At 39.3% G+C, this 21570-nt stretch carries 21 protein-coding genes, 9 tRNA genes and 1 riboswitch; of the genes, 6 read left to right on the top strand and 24 right to left on the bottom strand.

Annotated elements, in window-relative coordinates:
- Nucleotides 1–188: 188 nt before the first annotated feature.
- The 13 genes from ACSYTE_RS02955 to ACSYTE_RS02895 form a co-directional block, all read right to left on the bottom strand.
- On the bottom strand, nt 189–2666 hold the full coding sequence (locus ACSYTE_RS02955) for an ATP-dependent Clp protease ATP-binding subunit (RefSeq protein ID WP_491717218.1): 2478 nt from the start codon (nt 2664–2666) through the stop codon (nt 189–191).
- Nucleotides 2667–2687: 21 nt separating this feature from the next.
- Nucleotides 2688–3158, bottom strand: a complete 471-nt coding sequence (locus tag ACSYTE_RS02950) for a CtsR family transcriptional regulator (RefSeq protein WP_491717217.1) — start codon at nt 3156–3158, stop codon at nt 2688–2690.
- A 96-nt stretch (nt 3159–3254) separates the two neighbouring features.
- Nucleotides 3255–3328: transfer RNA gene (locus ACSYTE_RS02945), tRNA-Pro, on the bottom strand.
- Nucleotides 3329–3365: 37 nt separating this feature from the next.
- Nucleotides 3366–3439: transfer RNA gene (locus tag ACSYTE_RS02940), tRNA-Pro, on the bottom strand.
- A gap of 43 nt (nt 3440–3482) precedes the next feature.
- Nucleotides 3483–3556: transfer RNA gene (locus ACSYTE_RS02935), tRNA-Arg, on the bottom strand.
- Between the two features lie 21 nt (nt 3557–3577).
- Nucleotides 3578–3663: transfer RNA gene (locus ACSYTE_RS02930), tRNA-Leu, on the bottom strand.
- Nucleotides 3664–3689: 26 nt separating this feature from the next.
- Nucleotides 3690–3761 (bottom strand) — tRNA-Gly (locus tag ACSYTE_RS02925).
- 7 nt (nt 3762–3768) lie between these two features.
- Nucleotides 3769–3842 (bottom strand) — tRNA-Thr (locus ACSYTE_RS02920).
- An 11-nt stretch (nt 3843–3853) separates the two neighbouring features.
- Nucleotides 3854–3936, bottom strand: a tRNA-Leu gene (locus ACSYTE_RS02915).
- A 15-nt stretch (nt 3937–3951) separates the two neighbouring features.
- A tRNA-Lys gene (locus tag ACSYTE_RS02910) sits at nt 3952–4024 on the bottom strand.
- A 15-nt stretch (nt 4025–4039) separates the two neighbouring features.
- Nucleotides 4040–4112, bottom strand: a tRNA-Val gene (locus ACSYTE_RS02905).
- 236 nt (nt 4113–4348) lie between these two features.
- Entirely contained in the window at nt 4349–5641 is a 1293-nt protein-coding gene (gene serS, locus ACSYTE_RS02900) for a serine--tRNA ligase (protein ID WP_491717216.1), read from the bottom strand.
- A gap of 327 nt (nt 5642–5968) precedes the next feature.
- The gene (locus ACSYTE_RS02895; RefSeq protein WP_491717215.1) at nt 5969–7438 is read right to left on the bottom strand and encodes an amino acid permease; all 1470 of its coding nucleotides are present in this window, start codon (nt 7436–7438) and stop codon (nt 5969–5971) included.
- 111 nt (nt 7439–7549) lie between these two features.
- A riboswitch (Lysine riboswitch) is annotated at nt 7550–7723 on the bottom strand.
- Between the two features lie 205 nt (nt 7724–7928).
- Between ACSYTE_RS02895 and ACSYTE_RS02890 the strand changes: the two genes are divergently transcribed.
- Nucleotides 7929–8723, top strand: a complete 795-nt coding sequence (locus tag ACSYTE_RS02890; RefSeq protein WP_491717214.1) for a lp_1002 family arylesterase — start codon at nt 7929–7931, stop codon at nt 8721–8723.
- 33 nt (nt 8724–8756) lie between these two features.
- Here the strand turns inward: ACSYTE_RS02890 and ACSYTE_RS02885 are convergent, their stop codons facing one another.
- Nucleotides 8757–9434, bottom strand: a complete 678-nt coding sequence (locus ACSYTE_RS02885) for a phosphatase PAP2 family protein (RefSeq protein WP_491717213.1) — start codon at nt 9432–9434, stop codon at nt 8757–8759.
- Nucleotides 9435–9584: 150 nt separating this feature from the next.
- On the opposite strand from ACSYTE_RS02885, the gene ACSYTE_RS02880 reads away from it, so the two are divergent.
- Nucleotides 9585–10430 carry a sulfite exporter TauE/SafE family protein gene (locus ACSYTE_RS02880; protein ID WP_491717212.1) on the top strand — a complete coding sequence of 282 codons (846 nt, stop codon included), beginning with the start codon at nt 9585–9587 and terminating at the stop codon, nt 10428–10430.
- On the top strand, nt 10430–10813 hold the full coding sequence (locus ACSYTE_RS02875) for a DUF1634 domain-containing protein (RefSeq protein WP_491717211.1): 384 nt from the start codon (nt 10430–10432) through the stop codon (nt 10811–10813). The genes ACSYTE_RS02880 and ACSYTE_RS02875 overlap by 1 nt, the downstream gene beginning before the upstream one ends.
- Nucleotides 10814–10885: 72 nt before the next feature.
- Here ACSYTE_RS02875 and ACSYTE_RS02870 read toward each other — a convergent pair whose 3' ends face one another.
- From ACSYTE_RS02870 to ACSYTE_RS02860, 3 genes are all read right to left on the bottom strand, one after another.
- Nucleotides 10886–11377, bottom strand: a complete 492-nt coding sequence (locus ACSYTE_RS02870; protein ID WP_491717210.1) for a threonine/serine exporter family protein — start codon at nt 11375–11377, stop codon at nt 10886–10888.
- Between the two features lie 11 nt (nt 11378–11388).
- On the bottom strand, nt 11389–12150 hold the full coding sequence (locus ACSYTE_RS02865) for a threonine/serine exporter family protein (protein ID WP_491717209.1): 762 nt from the start codon (nt 12148–12150) through the stop codon (nt 11389–11391).
- A gap of 72 nt (nt 12151–12222) precedes the next feature.
- A complete protein-coding gene (locus ACSYTE_RS02860; protein ID WP_491717208.1) occupies nt 12223–12879 on the bottom strand; it encodes a metal-dependent transcriptional regulator in 657 nt (218 codons plus the stop codon).
- Between the two features lie 158 nt (nt 12880–13037).
- Here ACSYTE_RS02860 and ACSYTE_RS02855 point away from each other — a divergent pair, with 158 nt between their 5' ends.
- A complete protein-coding gene (locus tag ACSYTE_RS02855; RefSeq protein WP_491717207.1) occupies nt 13038–13382 on the top strand; it encodes a hypothetical protein in 345 nt (114 codons plus the stop codon).
- Between the two features lie 43 nt (nt 13383–13425).
- On the opposite strand, the gene ACSYTE_RS02850 is transcribed toward ACSYTE_RS02855, so the two are convergent.
- From ACSYTE_RS02850 to ACSYTE_RS02830, 5 genes are all read right to left on the bottom strand, one after another.
- Complete coding sequence (locus ACSYTE_RS02850; protein WP_491717206.1) at nt 13426–14346, bottom strand: cation diffusion facilitator family transporter; 921 nt, start codon at nt 14344–14346, stop codon at nt 13426–13428.
- Between the two features lie 110 nt (nt 14347–14456).
- Nucleotides 14457–14852, bottom strand: a complete 396-nt coding sequence (locus ACSYTE_RS02845; RefSeq protein ID WP_491717205.1) for a hypothetical protein — start codon at nt 14850–14852, stop codon at nt 14457–14459.
- Complete coding sequence (locus ACSYTE_RS02840; protein ID WP_491717204.1) at nt 14842–15603, bottom strand: DUF1003 domain-containing protein; 762 nt, start codon at nt 15601–15603, stop codon at nt 14842–14844. The genes ACSYTE_RS02845 and ACSYTE_RS02840 overlap by 11 nt, the downstream gene beginning before the upstream one ends.
- 4 nt (nt 15604–15607) lie before the next feature.
- Nucleotides 15608–16492, bottom strand: coding sequence for an RluA family pseudouridine synthase (locus ACSYTE_RS02835; protein ID WP_491717284.1), 885 nt, complete (start codon nt 16490–16492; stop codon nt 15608–15610).
- Nucleotides 16493–16571: 79 nt separating this feature from the next.
- Complete coding sequence (locus ACSYTE_RS02830) at nt 16572–16901, bottom strand: hypothetical protein (protein ID WP_491717203.1); 330 nt, start codon at nt 16899–16901, stop codon at nt 16572–16574.
- A gap of 359 nt (nt 16902–17260) precedes the next feature.
- Here ACSYTE_RS02830 and proB point away from each other — a divergent pair, with 359 nt between their 5' ends.
- Both proB and ACSYTE_RS02820 read left to right on the top strand, forming a co-directional pair.
- A complete protein-coding gene (proB, locus tag ACSYTE_RS02825; RefSeq protein WP_491717202.1) occupies nt 17261–18076 on the top strand; it encodes a glutamate 5-kinase in 816 nt (271 codons plus the stop codon).
- Entirely contained in the window at nt 18069–19313 is a 1245-nt protein-coding gene (locus ACSYTE_RS02820; protein ID WP_491717201.1) for a glutamate-5-semialdehyde dehydrogenase, read from the top strand. Before proB ends, ACSYTE_RS02820 begins: the two co-directional genes overlap by 8 nt.
- A 245-nt stretch (nt 19314–19558) precedes the next feature.
- Here ACSYTE_RS02820 and ACSYTE_RS02815 read toward each other — a convergent pair whose 3' ends face one another.
- Nucleotides 19559–19945, bottom strand: a complete 387-nt coding sequence (locus ACSYTE_RS02815; RefSeq protein ID WP_491717200.1) for a hypothetical protein — start codon at nt 19943–19945, stop codon at nt 19559–19561.
- A 51-nt stretch (nt 19946–19996) separates the two neighbouring features.
- Nucleotides 19997–21553 (bottom strand): glutamine-hydrolyzing GMP synthase, encoded by a 1557-nt coding sequence (gene guaA / locus ACSYTE_RS02810; RefSeq protein ID WP_491717199.1) that lies wholly within the window; start codon nt 21551–21553, stop codon nt 19997–19999.
- Between the last annotated feature and the right edge of the window lie 17 nt (nt 21554–21570).

The following is a 21570-nucleotide window of genomic DNA, read 5'->3' as shown; positions in this document are numbered from 1 at the left end:
ATCCCCAAAACAGATTCAATAATCTCAACTTTGGGGGATATAGGAGCTCTTACGGACAATAGATCGCAAGAACTCATTTCAATTCGTAGTTATATAATGATATAATACTCATTTTATTGATCAATGTCAACATATAAAGCTCAAAAAAAAGAGGAAATAATTCCTCTTTTTTTGTTAAATTAATTCAACTAATTAGTCGATTTTTGATTAACACTTTTTACATTAATCTTAATCTTACCATGACTCGCACCAATTGTGATTGAATCTCCTGTGGCAACTTGCCCAGAAAGCATCGTTTCACTCAGTTGATCTTCAACCTTAGTCTGTAGTGCCCGTCTAATTGGCCGAGCCCCGTATTGAGGGTCAAAACCAGCTTCCGCCACTACGTCAATTGCAGCAGGAGTTAATTTAACATTAATCCCCTGTTCCTTAATCCGATCAAGTAAATTCTGTGCCATCAATTTAACGATTGAGTGCAACTGTGGTTTATTAAGTGAGTGGAAGATCACTACTTCATCAATTCGGTTCAAGAATTCTGGTCTGAAATGTTTCTTTAGTTGATCCTTGATGGTTGCAGACATTGCTTTATAGTCATCAGCATCAGCTTTTTCAGCACCGAACCCAACGGTCTTCTTGTACTTAAGTGTCGTTGCACCTAAGTTGGAAGTCATAATGATGACCGTATTTCTAAAGTCGACTTTCCGCCCCTTTGAGTCAGTCAGGTATCCATCATCAAGCACTTGAAGTAACAAGTTAAAGACATCTGGATGGGCTTTTTCAACTTCATCAAGTAAAACTACTGAGTAAGGGTGTTGTCTAACCTTTTCAGTTAATTGACCACCTTCATCATAGCCAACGTAACCAGGAGCTGAACCAATCAAACGACTTGTTGAATACTTTTCCATGTATTCAGACATGTCTACTCTGATCATATCATTTTCCGAACCAAACATTGCCTCAGCCAAGTCCTTAGCTAATTCAGTTTTCCCAACCCCAGTTGGTCCCAAGAACATAAATGAACCGATTGGTTTGTTAGGGTCCTTTAGTCCGCTACGAGCCCGTCTAATTGCTCTCGCAACTGCAGAGACAGCTTCATCTTGACCGACAACGCGCTTATGAAGAACATCTTCTAAGTTAATTAAACGATCAGCATCTGTTTTCTTCAATTGAGTAACTGGAATGCCAGTCCATTGTGCTACAACTTCAGCAACATCTTGACCAGTTTCTTCTAGCTCATAACCATTGTCTTTATTTGATGCCCGCTTCTCAGCTTCTTCAGCTTCCACCTTCACTGCAATGGCTTTAGCTTGTTGTCTAATTAAAACAGCCCGATCAAAATCTTGATTTTCAATTGCTTGTTCTTTTTCTTCATCTAGTTGATTTAACTTAACCCGATTTGCTGAAGCATTCGTTGGTTGATCATTGATTCTTACCTTAGCAGCAGCTTCATCCATCAAATCGATCGCCTTATCTGGTAAGAAACGACTTTGAATGTAACGGCTAGAAAGCTCTACTGCCTTTTCGATTGCTTCATCAGTAATTTTCACATGGTGGTGAGCTTCATATTTAGGACGAATCCCCATTAGGATTTTAACCGCTTCTTCAGGAGAAGGTTCTTCAACTTGAACCGTTGCGAACCGTCTTTCTAAGGCCGTATCAGATTCAATGTATTTTTGATATTCATTAAGCGTGGTTGCCCCGATCATTTGCAGTTCACCACGTGCTAATGATGGCTTCAAGATGTTAGAAGCATCAATTGCTCCCTCAGCTCCACCAGCACCAACTAACGTATGCAATTCATCAACGAATAAGATGATATTGCCACTATCTTTAATTTCTTTGATGACCTTTTTAAGCCGACTTTCAAATTCACCACGATATTTAGTTCCGGCAACTAGCGAACCCATATCAAGCATCATTAAACGTTTTTCGGCCATATCATCAGGCACTTTGCCCTGAATGATTTTTTGTGCTAAGCCTTCAGCAATTGCAGTTTTACCAACCCCTGGTTCACCAATCAATACGGGGTTATTCTTAGTGCGCCGACTGAGGATTTGGATTACCCGTTTAACTTCTTTATCACGACCAACAGTCGGATCAAGACGATCTTCTCTAGCTACTTCGGTTAAATCGGTAGCTAAAGAATCTAAGGTAGGGGTACTTCCCTTGGGTTCGTTTCGACTCTTTTGGCCAGCAAAGGAACCTTTTTTACCAGAAACCGAGCTAACGCCCATCTTTCTGAGGGTAGCCATTCTAATTGCCTTTGGAGCAGCACCTAGAGTAATAAAAATTCTGGATGATAAAATGGCATCATCACTTATTAGGGCTAATAACAAATGTTCAGTTCCAACTTTATTAGAGCCATATTTACGAGCAATCGTTCCGGCTAAAGCAAGAATATCCTTTGCCTTTGGTGAATATGGAAGGTAAGAAGAACTATCCAAGCCCTCTACATTTCCAAACCCTGTTACTCGTTCGATTTCACTTCTAATGTCTTCATCATTAATTTGAAATTGTCTCAAAACACTATAAGCAATTCCGTTAGATTCTAAGGCCAATGCTAATAGTAAATGTTCTGTTCCAACCGCTTGGTGTCTAAAATTTTTCGCTTGTCCTTGTGCAAGTACTAATACATTGCGTGCGCTGGGAGTAAATAAATTATCCATAAAATGCCTCGCTTTCCGTTTCTAATCTTCGAATCTTAAATGATTCAATACAGAAGATAGGATTTGTGATCTTAAACGATTTGCTGTTTCTATATCATTATGAATCACCAAACTATCCTTATCAATTGCAGCTAAAATAATCCTAGCCTCTTTACTGGTAAGCAATTGACTATGATACAATGTTTTAACAATTGAACCACCGTCCCTTTCGGAAATACTAGAGCCGATAATATCAAGTAACGAATCTAATACTTCTATATTATCTAGCAACTTTACTTTTTCGATTCTAATATATCCTCCACCACCACGTTTACTTTCAACAACGTAACCGTTTTGAATTGTGAATCGAGTCTTAATAACATAGTTAATCTGTGAAGGGACAACATGAAAAAGATTAGCAACCTCTGAACGTCGAATTTCAACATGACTAGAATCAGCTAAAATCTGCTTTAAATATCTTTCAATAATATCTGAAACATTTTTTGATTGCATATCTTCATCTCATCTCTGACTAATCTTGACTAATATTATAAGAAATTCATTAGCGAAATAAAAGTATTTTGTTTATTAAATTTTAGGACAAAAAAATCGGGAAAACAAGATTCGAACTTGCGACCTCTGCGTCCCGAACGCAGCGCTCTACCAAGCTGAGCTATTTCCCGATGTTTCCCGTTTTATTTAACTGTAATTAGAACTTGATCGGGAAGACAGGATTCGAACCTGCGACCCCTTGGTCCCAAACCAAGTGCTCTACCAAGCTGAGCTACTTCCCGAAACTTATCTCTTACTACTATATATAATAGAAGAAATAAAAAATGCACCCAGTAGGAGTCGAACCTACAACCTTCTGATTCGTAGTCAGACACTCTATCCAGTTGCGCTATGGGTGCAAAATATTATTAAAATTAAAATGCCGAGGACCGGGATCGAACCGGTACGGTTATCACTAACCGCAGGATTTTAAGTCCTGTGCGTCTGCCAATTCCGCCACCCCGGCAGGCTATTTATTTTTATAAAATAAAAAGCGGAAGACGGGATTCGAACCCGCGACCCCCACCATGGCAAGGTGATGTTCTACCACTGAACTACTTCCGCACAAAAATGCCGACTAGACGATTCGAACGCCCGACCTCATCATTACTAGTGATGCGCTCTAACCAACTGAGCTAAGTCGGCAAATTGGTAAGTGCGGGCGAAGGGACTCGAACCCCCATGTCCAAAGGACACTAGAACCTAAATCTAGCGCGTCTGCCAGTTCCGCCACGCCCGCATATTAATATGAAAATGAGCCGTGGGAGGTTCGAACTCCCGACCCTCTGATTAAAAGTCAGATGCTCTACCGGCTGAGCTAACGGCTCGTGAAAATAAAAAAATGGAGGATACAGGGCTCGAACCTGTGACCTCCTGCTTGTAAGGCAGATGCTCTCCCAACTGAGCTAATCCTCCGAGGTCTCAATGCTTATTAACTTAAGCAACTATTTAATCATACTACTTAGTTAACTTAATGTCAACAGTTTTTTTAATTTTTTATTTTCGCCTTTCAGCTGAAAAGCAATTACTAAAAATCAACAAAAACTAGTATATAATAAATCCACCCAAAAAGCTACCCCCTTTTTCAAAAAAAATAAGAATCGGGATTAAAAATCCGATTCCTATTTAATAATCATTGATATTATCGCAATTTAGAATAAGTCTTGCTTTTCAATTTTTTTCATTCCGTGCATATATGGTTGAAGAACTTCTGGAATATTTACAGTTCCATCTTCATTTTGGAAGTTTTCCAAAATTGCAGCAACCGTACGACCAACTGCTAATCCAGAACCATTTAAAGTATGAACAAATTGTAGTTTGCCACTTTCATCACGATATTGAATTTTAGCCCGTCGTGCTTGGAAATCAGTTGTATTAGAACAACTTGAGATTTCCCGATAACAATTTTGGGCTGGCATCCAAACTTCGATATCGTGAGTCATCGCAGCAGTGAAACTCATGTCACTAGTAGTTAAAGTAATAACGTGATATGGAATCTTCAATAACTTAAGCAAACTTTCAGCTTGGTGAGTAATTTCATCCAAGGCTGCCCATGATTCCTCTGGTTTTGTAAATTGAACCATTTCAACTTTGTTAAATTGGTGTAATCTGATCAAACCTCTGGTATCACGACCAGCACTCCCTGCTTCAGAACGGAAGGCAGGACTTAAAGCGGTGAACTTAACTGGTAACTTGTCTTCTGGGATAACTTCGCCACGATAGTAGTTCACTAATGGTACTTCTGCGGTTGGAATCATTGTTAGATCACTATCAGCAATTTCAAACCCAGCCTTCTTTTCCAAGAACTTAGGGAATTGGCCGGTCCCATACATTGATTCTGAATTAACCATGTATGGTGGAATAATTTCTTCATAACCAGCATTCGTATTTTGATCCAAGAAGAAGTTGTAGATGGCCCGTTCGAGTAATGAACCAGCACCAACGTAGTATACGAAACGACTTCCTGCTACCTTAGCACTTCTTTCGAAGTTTAAGATGCCAAGGTCTTCACCGATTTCCCAGTGGTTCTTAGGCTTAAAATCAGTGAATTCACGAGGAGTCCCAACCTTCCGCAGTTCCTTTGAACCTTCTTCAGTTAAACTGATTGGGTCATCATCATTTGGAATGTTTGGTAGGTGAGCTGCTAAATCATGTTGCTTAGCTGAAACTGCTTGTTCTTGTTCATCTAATTCCTTAATTTCAGCCCCGACTTCTTTCATTCGGTTAATTGGACCGGTAGCATCTTCTTTCGCCCGCTTCATCTTAGCGATGTCATCTGAAACTTTATTTCTTTCAGCCTTTAAGTTTTCAACCTTAACTAAGATGTCACGACGGTTTTGATCAAGTGCCAAGAGTTCGTCAATTTGTTTTTCATCGATCCCTCTAGTGGCCATCTTATCCTTAAACCATTGTTCGTTGTTTCTAATCAACTTCATGTCTAACATGGAAAATCCCTCCTAAAAATATAAAAAGCAGGCTTCGTCATTGGGACGAAAGCCTGCTTTTCGCGGTACCACCCAAGTTCCCGATTAAATCGGACAACTCATCTGTGATAACGGCCACCAACCGTGCAGCATTACCTGCCCACTCATAAATATGTCGGAATTTTCGACTTGTAGTTTTCACCAACCACTACATCTCTAAAAGTCTACTTAAGAAACATACATCGTGTTATAATCTAAATCCTATTCATAATAATAATATTATATCCATTCAAAATTAGCAATATTTTTGTATTAAAAAAGGTGATCATAATTAATCACCCTTAAAAACTATTTTTCCTTGTCAATCGTTTCCTTAGAAACAGGACTAACGTCAACCTTATCCAACGGAATCAACTTAGTATGATTCTTGAGCTTGTAAACAACGTACAAAATAAGAACCAATGGAACACTAATGTAAGTAATTCCAATTTCCTTCCAATTAAAGTTAGAAAAAGCAGATAAATCTTGCCCAATAATAATTAAAATACATAGAATCAAAGTCAAGACAGGTCCAAATGGGAACCACTTAGCATGGTAAGCAAGTTCGTTGATTGAATGACCCTGCTTAATAAATGCTCGTCTAAATCTAAAGTGTGAAATCGCAATTCCGACCCACGCAATAAATCCAGTTAATCCGGATGCAGCAACTAACCACAGGTAAATTTCTGGACCAGCAAAACTAGTAATGAAAGTAGCCAGTGCAATTACGGTCGTAACGACTAACGACAATACTGGAATCCCCCGTCTGTCAGTTTTACCAAATGCTTTTGGTGCATAGATTCCATTTGACATTGAATATAGCATCCGAGTAGATGCATACATTCCAGAATTAGCAGAAGAAATCACTGAAACCAAGATCACGGCATTCATAATTCCAGCAGCAGCAGCTAGCCCCGCCCGTTTAAATACCAAGGTAAATGGACTGATCGCAATATCACTAGCGCTAGAGCCTAACAAATTAGGGCTAGTGTAAGGAATTAAAGCAGCAATTACAAAAATTGCTAAAATGTAGAATAAAATAATTCTCCAAAATACTTCACTAATTGCCTTTGGGACACTGTGTTTTGGATCATCAGATTCACCAGCGGTAATTCCAACTAACTCAGTTCCTTGAAAGGAAAATCCGGCAACGACGAATACTGATAGCATTGCGGGAATCCCACCCACAAATGGTGCTTGTTTATAAGTGAAATTACTCAAGCCAACTGAATTACCACCACCCATAATTCCAACAATCGTTAATACTCCAACGATCAAGAAGATGATGATAGTGGCCACCTTAATCAATGATAACCAGTATTCAATTTCTCCGAATGCACCAACTGAAGCGGCGTTAATTAAAAAGATTAAAATTAATACGCCTCCACTAAAGATCCAGCTAGGAACGTTTGGCATCCAAAACTTCATTACCAACGCAGCGGTACTAATATCCACAGCAACGGTAATTGCCCAGTTAAACCAGTAGTTCCAGCCCATGGCAAACCCCAATGCAGGATCGACATACTTACCAGCATACTCAGCAAATGATCCACTGACCGGTGTGTTCGTGGCCATTTCACCCAAACTAGTCATTAGGAAAAATACCATTAGCCCCATTAAAACATATGCTAGCAATGCACCACCAGGACCCGCTTGCGAAACGGTGGAACCACTTGTAACAAATAAACCAGTCCCAATCGATCCACCAAGTGAAATCATTGAAACATGGCGGGTCTTAAGCTTTCTCTTAACCCCGCCAGATTGATTTTCCGTACTCATATCAATATCCTCCTAAAATTTAAGTTGAAGAAGTCAGAGGAGTTCCCAATTAAAAAGCCCCCTTCTTTATAAAAAAGAAGAGGGAATTATAATTGCATTTAAGCCATTATGAATATTGGAAGCACCCCGTGTAAAACACGACAGTTCAGGGTCTCTTAAACCCAGCCCCAGTTAAAAATAGAAAAAGCTATTTCAAACTTCGGCAGTCATCCCTTTCACTACTGGTCCCAATCGCTTTTTCGACTCACAGTAACTACTAATGATTTCCGCACCTCTTCATATGAAATTTTGATATCGGACATTATTATATCTTTTTTAAGATTTATTTACAATCTTTATTTATGATCGGCCAGTTCCAAGCTGTTGTCATCAATAAACTAAAAAATCCTTTTGACAGCAGAAATTGTAACCATTTTGCCCCGCCATATTTCACCTCCCCCATCATCAAATGAGTTACAATATACTTAATTAAAACAACAGGAGGTTCACAATGAAAATAATCAAGCAATCATTATTTCCGCAATCAAACGCCTTCTTAAAGGGCTATGTTAGGGAATCAGACACTGATGCTCAACATTTTAAATTTCCAGCAGTTATTATCGTGCCAGGGGGATCATTTACCCACATTTCAGAACAACAAGCAGAAAGTTTTGCACTTAGTTTTGCAGCTCAGGGGTACCAAAGCTTTTATCTCAGATATAGCTTTGAAAATGAAAAGCATCCATTGATGCCCCATCCATTGATTGAATTAGCTAAATCAGTTGATTATTTAAAAACCAATGCAATTAGCCTTAATATCGATCCTAATAACATTGTAATTTGTGGTTTCTCAATTGGTGGGTTCGTGGTCAGTTCATTCAATAATCGTTATGACGATGATAAATTATTAAAACTGGTACAACCACAAACCAACTTAAAACCAAAAGCTACCATTCTAAGCTACCCAGTGATCGATTTAAACCTTGGTTTCCCCCCAGACAAGGATAAAATTGCCGATTGGGAAACTGATAATCAACTAACTGGTACTGAAAACGGGGTTACGGATACGAACGTCCCTACTTTTATTTGGCATACTGCAGACGATCCCTTTGTCCCATCGATCAATGCATTAAAATATGCAGAAGCATTGGCTAACCATGGCATCGACTATGAATTACATGTTTTCCACCACGGTAGCCACGGACTAGCAATGGCCAATCAACTGACTGCATGGAATGAGGCAAGTAACGATCCACACGTTGCTAATTGGTTCCCCCTAGCAATCGAATGGCTCAATCAAATTTAACAAACAAAAAAGCATTGCTTGCGCAATGCTTTTTTAATAAACAGATTTTTGGAATGGATGGTACTTCTTTAATTTTCCTGCATAATGATAGTAAAGCCACTCACAAAATTGAAACCAAGTATACCCTACTAAAAATGCTCCAATGGTATCAGAAGGAAAATGGGCATTTAAGAATACCCGCGATAACATCACTAGGATTACATAAATCACTGCAATCGTCTTCGCGATCATTTGTGCTTTTTGCGTATTCAGTAACGGAATCACCATTACCCAAACAACGCTGATCACTAATACCGTGCCTAGAACATGCCCGCTGGGGTAACTAAAACCAGTATCAGATGCTGAGTGTAGTAATGGCCGTGGTCTTTGGATTATGTTTTTCAAAATTGCTCCGATCACATTTCCGCTTAGCAACGTAAAAATCGCCCAGACAGCCGGGATTCGATATTTAATCGTCCAAAGAAAGAACGCAATGATCAAAATCCATAAAATGTCCATCTTAGGACTAGCCAAAAACGAAACAAATCCATAAATCAATTGCTTATAAAATTGTTCACGTCCTTGCACTGCACTAGTTACGATCGAATCTAAAAATGATAGATACCCAGAATCAGATCCCGTACTAATCATCACCCCGCCCGTAACTATAATCGTCAGCACGAGTGATAAAATAAACCGATACATGCGGTTTATATCCTTATTAATTAACACCTTTAAATTCATCCCCTAGAATATAACTCTGTATTTACCAATTATAACATAGCAATAACTACAACGCTTCCATTAAAAATTTACAATTATTTAAAAATAAGCATATAATTGATAACGTATTATAATATCTAAACTATTAGGAGGATTATCATGCTTGAGACTGCTCTTATTATGATGGCACTTGGTGTTTTCGCTGGAATCGCTGGTGCAATCTTGGGCCTGGGTGGTGGAATTATTGTTACCCCCATTTTAACATTAGGATTTGGCCTGAATATTAAATATGCAATTGGTGCAAGCATTATCGTGGTCATTGCCACTAGCTCTGGCTCCACAATTGCTTATTTAAAAGATGAGGTCTTGAACCTCAGGGTCGCAATGTTTTTGGAAATTGCGACCACCATTGGTGCGGTTGCCGGATCATTGTTAACAGGAGTTTTAGATCCGAAATACCTATATGTTCTATTTGGATTATTACTTATTTTTTCTGGATTCAACATGTTCAGAAAGCTAAAAATGAAACCTGATGACTACCGATCTGGCAAAGAAGATTCGTTAGCCAAAAAGTTGGAATTAAATGGTAGTTACTATGATAAGAACCTTAAAAAAACAATTGACTATCAAGTTACCAACGTCCCAAGTGGGATGTCAGTTATGTTCGGTGCTGGACTTGCTAGTGGGTTACTTGGGATTGGGTCTGGTGCATTTAAAGTGATTGCAATGGATACCTTCATGAAAATGCCGTTAAAACCTTCTAGTGCCACCAGTAATCTAATGATGGGGGTCACCGCAGCTGCAAGTGCCACGGTTTACTTTTTTAACGGTACCATCCTCCCTAACATTGCTGTTCCGCTTGCCATTGGTATTTTAGGTGGTGCAGTAATTGGATCACGAGTTATGCAGGTCCTGCCTACTAAATTAATTCGTATCGTATTCATTCCGATATTACTATATATTGGTGCTAACATGCTATTTCAAGGATTTGGGGTGAAATTATAATGCAAAATCAACCAAATGAAAAACTAGATCAGGAAATGAATAGCATTGAGTTGATCATCGGTAAGATCCTGCGTATCGGAGTCATTATCTCAGCTACGATCATGATCATTGGCTGGCTGTTACTGGTCATTACAGGTAAATCAGGCTACTCTGGTGATTTTCATCCAACATCGTTTCATGAAATCATGGCTGGTATTTTCGCCCTCAAACCGTATGCCATCATGATGTTTGGCATTTTTTGTTTGATCTTAACACCGGTGTTAAGGGTCGTAGTATCAATCTATTCATTCTTCAAAGAACACGATATGCTATACGTTTACATTACTACGTTCGTCCTCATCGTATTAATCATTAGTTTCTTCATCGGAATATCACAAGCATAATAAAAGTCGTCACGTTAGCAACTGAAGGGCTCTATAATCGTTAGATTTTGTCTAACAATTATAGGGTCCCCACTAACGATGACGACTTTTTTCGATTCGTTCTAATTTATCACGATGATAATGACGAGGAGAACGGTAGTGACGGGCTTTAAAAAGCAATTGATTGATTACTTCAGCCACTAAGAATCCTGCTGAAATTGATCCAGCGATAAATGCCACTTGCAACAGATTATACTTAGCTAATCCGTATTGGTTCAATGCCATGTCCCGCATGACTTGATAGGCTTGTCCCCCAGGAACCAATGGCACTAAGCCTGGAATATTAAAGATAATCACCGGCAATCTTTTATAACGAGATGCTAAAATCCCAGCCATCCCAATCGTAAAAGTACCAAAAAAGTTACCGCCAATATAACCACCAATATAATTAACGTATAGATAATATACCAACCAACCAAGAACCCCGACGATTCCATCTAAATTCAATGCGCGGTGGGGAACGTTAACTAAAATCCCAAAGCAAACTGTTGCAATGTAGACAAAGCAGATATTTAAAATAAACATTGGAAAACTCCCTATTTGAATAGTGTTATTGCTAACGCAACCCCAAATCCAAGTGCACAGGCAATCATTAATGCCTCAATCCCACGCGCAGGACCACTGACTAAATTTCCAGACAGTGCATCCCGCACCGCGTTCGTAATTGGCACCCCTGGCACCAGCGGCATGATGCCACCAATAATTAAATCATCAATGCTAGTCGCGATATGTAGCTTAATGATAATAATTGATACCAATGCCACCACGAACGCTGCCAAGAACTCACTAATGAATTGAACTGCAATATACTTGTTGATCATAAAGTATGCGATCCAACCCAACATCCCGACAAAACAAGCTGCCCAAAAATCAGGTAAATTATTTCTAAATACCACTTCCAAAGTCCCACTAATCACTGCTGCAGATAGTGTTTGTAGCCAAAACGGAAAGTCCTTCACATTTTTTTCGATCAAAGACAGGCGATAGTGAAATTCTTTCAGCGTGATTCGATGCTCTGCAAACTGTCGAGAATAATCATTTACCAATGACACCTTTTCCAAATTAAACGTCCGTTTTTCAATTACGGCAATTTGAGCCCCAATCTTACTACTTGGCGACATCATAATCCCAGTTAGGGTAACGTATGCTCTGGCTTGATAGGCCTGTGCATTTTCAGCAATTCGATAAATCGTATCTGTCACCCGACTCATTTCTGAGCCGTTTTCAATCATTATTTTCCCCGCTAGTAAGCAGGTTTCCACAACTAACACATCTTTTTTAGTTCGTGGTTTTGGCAATTCTAACACCACCCTTAATTTTATTAATATGTATTAAAAGAGCTCCCAAAGGGCGCCCTTTTTAAAATCATTCTATTCAACTGGCTTAACAAAGACATAGTGAGAAGCCTTATAACTAATTGAGATCTCTTGATTATCAGTAATATTAATTACCTTCATTGGACCCTCGAATGGAGCATGTTCGATGACCTTAAGCTTATCACCAATATCCAATTGAATATCCCCCAGATAAGTTAATAAATCATGATTATCAATAAACCGATCAACAACGACAGTTGATCCATCTTCTGCATCATTTAATAATGTATGACTATCCTCGGAATACTTTCCACTGGCTGTTGGAATTACTCCACCATGTGGACAGTGGGTCGGATGGCCTAACTTATCATCTAATGCGTTCAATAACCGTGGACTAGTAACATGTTCTAATTGTTCCGCCTCATTATGAACATCAGGTAAGTCATAATTTAATTCTTTCACTAAGAAAGTTTCCCAGATTCGATGCTTCCGAACCAGCCCCTCAGCTAGTTTAACCCCCGCTGGGGTCAGAGAAACTCCAGAGTAGGGTTCATGTGAAACTAACCCCTCTTCAACTAGCTTATTAACCATCTCAGTGACAGAACCTGCGGCGATATTTAGTCCAATCGAGATTCTTTTGTTGGAGACCTTTTTAGTCGTGCCACCAAGTTCGAAAATGATCTTAAGATAGTCTTCCTTCATTGGACTCATTGATTTCACCTATTTTCATATCACTTCGTAAAAAAACACATATAAAATACTCTGTTTTATTTTACGAAAATAACAATACAATATATAATTAAATTATACAGCAAATCAAAGCCTAAATAAATGGTTAGGTTTTGTTAGTTAGTTAGGAGAGTTATTATATGAGTGATAAATTGTTCAGTTTTAGTGAGCTTAGTGATCAAGCTCAACACACTGCGGTAAAGGATTTTGCAATCTTTTATGTGCATCAATATGAAAATAACAACATGGAATTAATCGCTAACTACGATATTGACGGTGTTGTTCAAGATATCAATCGTGATTTATACATCAACCGCTTCAATCTGGAATCAACCATTATCAATGATTCAATTTCAGAACGGTTCACTAAGTATGCGCACTTATTAAAAAACATTGATCAAAAGTACTTCGATAACGGTAATCCCGAAAAGAGTTGGGATAATTGGTACGAAGATAAATATGCTGATGTTCAACGCGGCCTTTAAAAAAATGGTTTCAATCGCAATCAAAGACGATTGAAACCATTTTTTATTTGATGTCATTTCCCTGGTCAAAAAAGAATTCCTCTTGTTTACCACGCTCAACTTCCGCTTGAATTGTAACGTGATCAATATGATACTTACGCTTTAATAGATCAGCAATCGGTTGATAAATTTTCTCAGCCTCACTAATCATCATATCGTCCATATTGACATGGGCCGAAAAAATAATACTATTTTCATCGATCGACCAAAGATGGACATGGTGAACATTAGTAACGCCATGTACATTCATAATGTCTCTTTTCAACATTGCGCAATCAACGTTCGGTGCTCCCTGCATTAAAATATAAATTGTTTTTTTAATGATGGGCCACGTTTCAAAAATAATATAGATTGCAACGATAATCGTGACCAATGGATCCATAAAATACCAACCAAAGAACTTGATCAAAATCCCTGCAATAATAATTCCGACCGAAGATAGTGAATCACTCAAGAAGTGTAAATAAGTTGCCCGAATATTTAAGTTGCCCTTTGAACCACGGCTCAACATGACAGCTGAAATAAAATTAGCAATTGTCCCAATAATGGCAACGATGAACATTAAATCACCGTCTACATGTTCGGGCTTCAACAATTTTTGCACTGCTTCAATGATCAAAAATCCAGAAACAACAATTAAAAATACGGAATTAATAAATGCAGAGATAATTTGCGCCCGCCTAAAACCATAGGTATTCCGACTGGTTTGTTGACGTCCACTAATTCGATGGGCGTAATAACTCAATATTACCGATAATGAATCTCCTAAATTATGAAATCCATCAGAGATTAAAGATAAACTACCGGCAAAGATACCGCCTAAAAATTCTACTAATGTAATTAAAGCATTCAAGACGGTAACGAACAAAAATTTACCGCCGCTTAGTGCATCGGCATGGTTGTGATCATGATGATTTTCTGCCATTAATATGTTCCTCCTTTTCTTCATATACACTTATAATTATACGTGCATAAGTATTTAAATGTAAACCACAAACCAAAAAAGGATGCTTGTTATTCACAAGCATCCCATTATTATTCCACCATGCGCCAATTTCCCTCGGCAGCCTTAGAAATTTGATTTAAAAAATGCAGGATTCGCCCAGCAGTTTCTTGATCATGAACTGCTAAGTGATTGAGCCCTTCACCAGAAATCAATGGTGTCCCCAAACTAAATTTAGTCCCATCTAATTGCCCCTCAGAAAAGGCAACTACTGTTTCGCCCGATTCAATTTGGGTAAAGATAAAGAACAGGCTATAGTCATCATCTTCCTTCATATAGGCAGGCATTGACCAAACGCCATCAGCAATTTCTTGCATCTCTTCATTATCAAATTTGTAGTATTTATGATTAGCTTTTGTGATCGGCTTTTCCAACACAAATAACATCTTATTAAAAACTGCATCACCCAGTTTAATATTATCTTCCATCTTGCGAGTTCTCCTTTGATTGATTTAATCGATTATGTTCAATTCGCAAACGCTCAATTTCGCTTCTGATTTCACCTAACATTTCTAATTGGAGGCGTGAAACTTCCAATGAATGTGGCAGTTGACTTTGGTTCAAATGATCCAACTTAGCGTGTAAAATTCTTAATTCATGTTCTGACTTTAGATTAACGTGAAAATCGTTTTCTGCATCCATTCGATCACGATCAGCAGATCGATTTTGACTCATCATAATGATCGGAGCTTGAACCGCAGCAATACAACTTAAAAATAGGTTCAAAAGGATAAATGGGTATGGATCAAATTTAACCCCAAACAAATGGGTCACATTGAAGAACATCCAGATTGATAAAATGGCAATGAAGATTAAAATGAACGTCCAGCTCCCACCGAACCTGGCAACCCCATCAGCAACTTTTTCACCAAAGGTTTGTTGCTCGCTCAAAATTTTATTCACATCGGTCACTTCATAGTTATCGTCTTGTAATGCCTTCGTCAAACGACGGTTGATCCGCTGGTTATGTAGATCATCTGAATGAATCATCTGATCGATCCGACCAATTCGATAGTCTAACAAATGGTGCTCACAAATAAAACTTTGGGGGGTGGCTTGATGGTGTTCATTTTTGATCTGGTTATAAAGTGGCTTTTCTAGTTCGTATAGGTACATCCCCGATTCAATCGGAAAAATCTTTCCATCTACAATGCATTTATCAGTTTTTAAATCAGCCATGGGCTTATTCATCTCCCTTGATTAATGATTCCATATCAGCTGGGACTGGGGCTTGGTATTCAACGAACCGTCCCTTGAATGGATCATAAAATTTAATATCGCTTGCATGCAGTGCCTGGCGTTCAATCCCCAGGTGTAATGGCCCCCCGTATAGTTGATCACCTAACAATGGATGCCCCGTTTCACTGAGGTGAACCCGAATTTGATGGGTCCGCCCCGTATGCAATTTAATCCGCAGTTCGGTAAAGCTAGCAAATTCATTTAACACCCAATACTCAGTTCGTGCAGCTTGGCCATCTGCCATTCGGTGCCGCTTGACCTCCGATTCTAATTTACCAATCGGAAAATCAATTATATCATGAGGCCGATCTAATCGACCCTTCACTAACGCTAAGTAGTGCTTGTCGATCGCATGGTTCATGACCTGTTGATTAGCAAAACTATTCGCAATGCGGTGTTTGGCAACCAGCACCACTCCACTAGTAAAACGATCCAAGCGCGTTATCAAGTGGGGTCTTAAGTCCTGACTTTGCTGGGCAATCAAGTGACCCTTGATTCGATTAACCAGTGTATCATGACGATTACTAGGGCCTGGAACGGAGGTTAATCCAGCAGGTTTATTGACTACCAGCCAGTTAGCATCTTCATAAATAATGTCAATTGGCTGATCACTTGGTTCAACGTTAGGGTCGCTAGTCTCAGGCGGTAAAATAACTTGCACGACATCGTTAGGCCGCAAAGCAACGTTGCCAGTAATGGATTTACCATTGACCTTAAAATCACCGGTATTCCTAAGTGATAAGAACATCCGATGACTAATTCCGTGTTGCTTTAAAAAACTTTTTAATGTGTTCCCAGTTTGGTTTTGATATTGCCACTCTAATTTAATGATCCAAGCCCCCTTTAGTAACGTTCTTGATTAATATCATAACAAAAAAAGACCGCTGTTGGCAGTCTTTTCAGAGTAACTATTTTACAATAACACCCTGTTTAACGAAATTATCTTTAATATACCTAGCAATATGATCGAAGTCAGTCGCCCCAAATGGGTGCCACTCGGATTGATTATCCATTGCCATTAATCGGTTATCCCGTTCTTCAACGTGAATCCCAGCTAAATGAGAATAATCAACCTTTATTTCCGGGTGATAGCTCTTTAGCCAACCAATTAAACGCCGATAGCTAGTATCATAAATAAAGCTAGCTTTTTCTAAACCGCGATCCAATCGGTTTCGGACATCAGAGCAAACGTTATTGAACGCACTGTCTTCAGCGGTTCGGTACATGCATGAACTCATTTAATCAATCCTTTCATAATTATGAATAATTCATTATAACATCTTGTACAATTTAATTAAAATAAACCAAATAACTTATTTAAGATTATCTAATGAATAAATACGTAAAAAATATTAACTGATTTAACTTTTTTAATCATTTAGTTGGTAATATTTAATTGAGTGCCAGCTCACTGCGATATAGCAAAGTTGAGCCATCAATATACTAACATAACATCAATTATAATGATGAATATGAATTCAATCAATAGTTTTGAGTTAAATGTAACATAATTATTTTGATGATTATAAATCTAATTTAATTGTTAGAAACGCTCAATTAAAGTAAACTAGATTTAAAGAATGAAGGGATAAACAATATGAAAAATAAAAACCAACGCATTGTTGTCAAAATCGGGACTAGTTCCATTATTGATTCCGACAGTAACGTTAAACTACCAGTAATTAAAACATTGACCGCAGTATTGAGTACATTACGCAAACAGCAATTTGAGGTCATCCTAGTGACGTCTGGGGCAGTCGGGGTCGGCATGAACACGGTTGGAATCAAAAATCGACCAGAACAAATCGCCGAATTACAAGCCCTATCCGCAATTGGCCAAAGTGAGTTAATGGACATTTACTCTGATCAATTTAAAGCATCCGATCAAACCGTTGCCCAACTGTTACTAACCAGGGACGTTGTTGACTATCCTAAAAGTCGTCAAAACGTTTTGCAAACCATTAACACCCTCTTGAAAAACAATGTCATCCCGATCATCAACGAAAACGATGCCGTTTCGGTCGATGAATTTAATCATCAAACTACCTTTGGTGAAAATGATCAACTAGCCGCCATCGTGACTAACTTCGTTGATGCTGACCTATTAATTATCCTGTCCGATATTAATGGCCTTTATGATGCTAACCCTAAAAACAATCCCGACGCAAAGTTATTGCAATGGATTCCAGAGGTCAACGACAACTTGATGAAAGTCGCTGGCGGCCACGGTTCTCAATTCGGAACTGGTGGAATGGCCACCAAGCTAAACGCCGCTCGGCTAATCCTTGAACACCACAAAGAAATGGCCATTTTAAATGGTCAAGATCCAGCAATTATTGAACAACTAATCTCAGGTGCCAATGTTGGTACCTACTTCAGTACTAAGAAACCGGAGGGTCGTAATAATGAATAAGGATGATTTAATTCAATTGGGTAAAAACGCCAAGCACGCTAGCTTTAACGCCAGTAACTTAGGTACGAAACAAAAAAATGATATCTTGCTCGCATTCGCTGATGCAATAGAACAGGCCACCCCCACCATTTTAAATGCTAATCAAAAGGATTTAGCAAATCCGAATATCGAACCCCGCTTTTTAGATCGGTTAAAACTAGATGATTCACGCATTGCCAACATGGCAACTGGGCTGCGCAAACTAGTCGAACTAAAGGACCCGATCGCCTCAATTGATGGCGGTTGGGAAACTGAAAATGGACTGCGGGTAATCAAACAACGCGTTCCCTTGGGCGTAATTGGAATGATCTATGAAGCCCGCCCCAACGTGACCATTGATGCTGCGGGACTATGCTTTAAGGCAGGTAACGCGGTCATCTTACGGGGTGGCAAGGAAGCAATGCATTCTAACCTCGCTTTAGCATCGATTCTGCGCGCCGTCTTAAAAAGCCATAAGTTAGACCCAAACATCGTTCAAATCATCGATGATTCTGCACACGCGCTTGCCCAACAATTCATGGAACTAACCGACTATGTTGACGTTTTAATTCCCCGCGGGAGTGCCAGGTTGATTCAAGCCGTAGTAAAACACGCTAGCGTCCCCGTGATTGAAACCGGTGCTGGTAATTGTCATATCTACGTTGACAAGGATGCAGAGCTGAAAATGGCCGTTGATATCATTATTAATGGTAAGGTCCAACGTCCTTCCGTATGTAACTCAACCGAAAAGATCCTAATTCACAAAGATGTCGCAGCTAAAATGCTGCCTAAGATCGTGAGTGAACTCACTAACGCCAACGTCGAGGTGCGGGGGGATGAACAAACCCGCATGATCGTGCCAGGCGTGATTCCAGCAACCAATGAAGATTGGCAAACTGAATACAATGCGTTGATAATTGCCATTAAGGTGGTCGATTCAGAAGCTGCGGCCATCGAATGGATCAACCATTATGGGACCCACCATTCCGAGGTAATCGTTTCTGACAACTACCAAGCGGGAGTCCAATTTCAAAAACAAGTTGATGCTGCTTGTGTTTACGTGAATGCCTCTTCGCGCTTCACTGATGGATTTGAATTTGGGTTTGGAGCTGAAATCGGAATCTCCACCCAAAAATTACATGCCCGTGGCCCGATGGGATTGGAAGCCTTAACTTCGTATAAGTATGTAATCAACGGGGATGGCCAGACCAGAAAGTAAGGATAAAACGCCATCCATGACTTAATAGCTTGAAGACGCTATGATGATATAAACAGGATCAAAAACTTTAAACAATGACTTTAAAGAGGCATTCGAAAGCAACTTTAACAACGAATCCTATTAAAATTTAACCATAAGTTTGCAATCTTTTTAATGGTTGATAAATTATCCAAACTAAAAGGGAACTTAGACAATAAAAGAGCGGTCAAGAAATTTTAATCTTGATCGCTCTTTTATCGTCATAATTAATACTTATATAGCAAATGGGAATCATTTCCAATTTTAATATTCTTGCCTATTTTCTTCATAGTGAATTTTAAATTTTTCCCACCATGAAGAATCCCACTTGATTTAATGCTGTATCTTAAGACGTACTTGTGATTATCGGTAATCTTATAACTAAGATTATATCCATTTTGAACTGGAATCCCAGAAGTCCAATAAATCATTTTTGTCTTTGTAATATTTAAAGTCGACATTAAATCAGCACCATATTTATGTGATTTATACTTGCCTCTCAATACTTTTGGAGTTCCCTTATGCCAAGTAGCTGCATTTACATTAATATTACTAAATGTAAAGCTTAGTCCAGCAGTAACGACAAACCCTAAAATCAGCTTATTAAATCTCATTGTAAATCGCTTCCCTTTAGAAATGAGGTTTTTATTAATATCAATTATTAATTATTCCCATTCAATTGTCGAAGGTGGCTTGCTCGTAATGTCGTACACAATTCGGTTGATTCCCTTCACACTGTTAACCATCCGTGTGGAGATCTTGGATAAGACATCCCATGGGATTTGTGAAAAGTCAGCCGTCATCCCATCAATCGATGAAACGGCCCGAATCGCAATCGTGTATTCGTAAGTCCGCCCATCACCCATGACCCCGACACTCTTAAAGCCAGGCAGAACAGTGAAGTATTGCCATACTTCGCGTTGGAGCCCCGCCTTTGCGATTTCATCACGTAAGATTGCATCGGTTTCACGAACCAAGTGGAGCTTTTCTTCGGTAATCGCACCGATCACCCGAATCCCAAGACCAGGCCCTGGGAATGGTTGCCGCCAAACAAGGTCGTCAGCAATCCCAAGCTTCTTACCTAACACTCGCACTTCATCCTTAAAGAGTGAGCGGAGTGGTTCGATCAACTTAAATTGCATGTCTTCTGGTAATCCACCAACGTTGTGGTGTGACTTGATAGTTTGGGCAGTATCAGTTCCACTTTCGATCACGTCGGTGTAAAGCGTCCCTTGAGCTAAGAACTTAATATCCTTGAGCTTAGCTGCTTCATCGTTGAACACTTGAATGAATTCATTTCCGATGATCTTCCGCTTTTGTTCTGGGTCTGAAACGCCGGCTAATTTATCTAAGAACCGTTTTTGCGCATCGACCTTAATGATGTTAACCCCGAGATCTTCGTTTAAGGCCTTCATCACTTGTTCTGGTTCGTCTTTACGCATCAAACCGTGGTCAACGAAGATACAAGTCAATTGATCACCAATTGCACGGTTCAATAATGCGGCAACGACACTGGAGTCCACCCCACCAGAGAGGGCCAAGATGACCTTTTGGTCGCCAACTTCTTGGCGGATGGAGTTTACTTGTAAGTCGATGAAATCATCCATCGTCCAGTTGGCTTTTGCTCCACAGACCTTAAATGCGAAGTTCTTCAAGATGTCATTTCCATACTTGGTATTGCGAACTTCGGCATGGAATTGCACCCCGTAGAACTTGCGAGCAGTATCTTGCATTGCAGTGATTGGGCATTCTTCAGTCGTTGCAACACTTTCAAAACCATCGGGAACCTTGGTCACTAAGTCCCCATGACTCATCCAAACTGGTTGTTTTTCTGGAAGGCCAGTGAAAAGGGTCTCTTTATTTTGTTCGGTCACGTCAATATCAGCATGTCCGTATTGACCGTTGGAAGACTTAACTTCACCACCACCAAGGGTGTATGCCATTAATTGCATTCCATAACAAATTCCCAAAATTGGAATTCCCAACTCAAAAATCTTAGGATCGACACTTAATGAGTCCTTATCGTACACACTATTAGGACCACCAGAGAAGATAATTCCCTTTGGTCCCCATTCTTTAACTTCTTCAGCAGTCATCGTATGGGGTTTTAATTCTGAGTAAACACCCAAATCTCGGATTCGACGGGTAATCAATTGATTGTATTGACTCCCAAAATCTAATACCAAAATCTTATCGAATGCAGATAAATCAATATTAGCCAAGCCGTTACACCCTTTCA

The sequence above is a fragment of the Nicoliella sp. ESL1120 genome (genome assembly GCF_058508515.1).
Note: the sequence above shows the minus strand (reverse complement) of the source record. Positions and strands in the feature narration are given on the sequence as shown.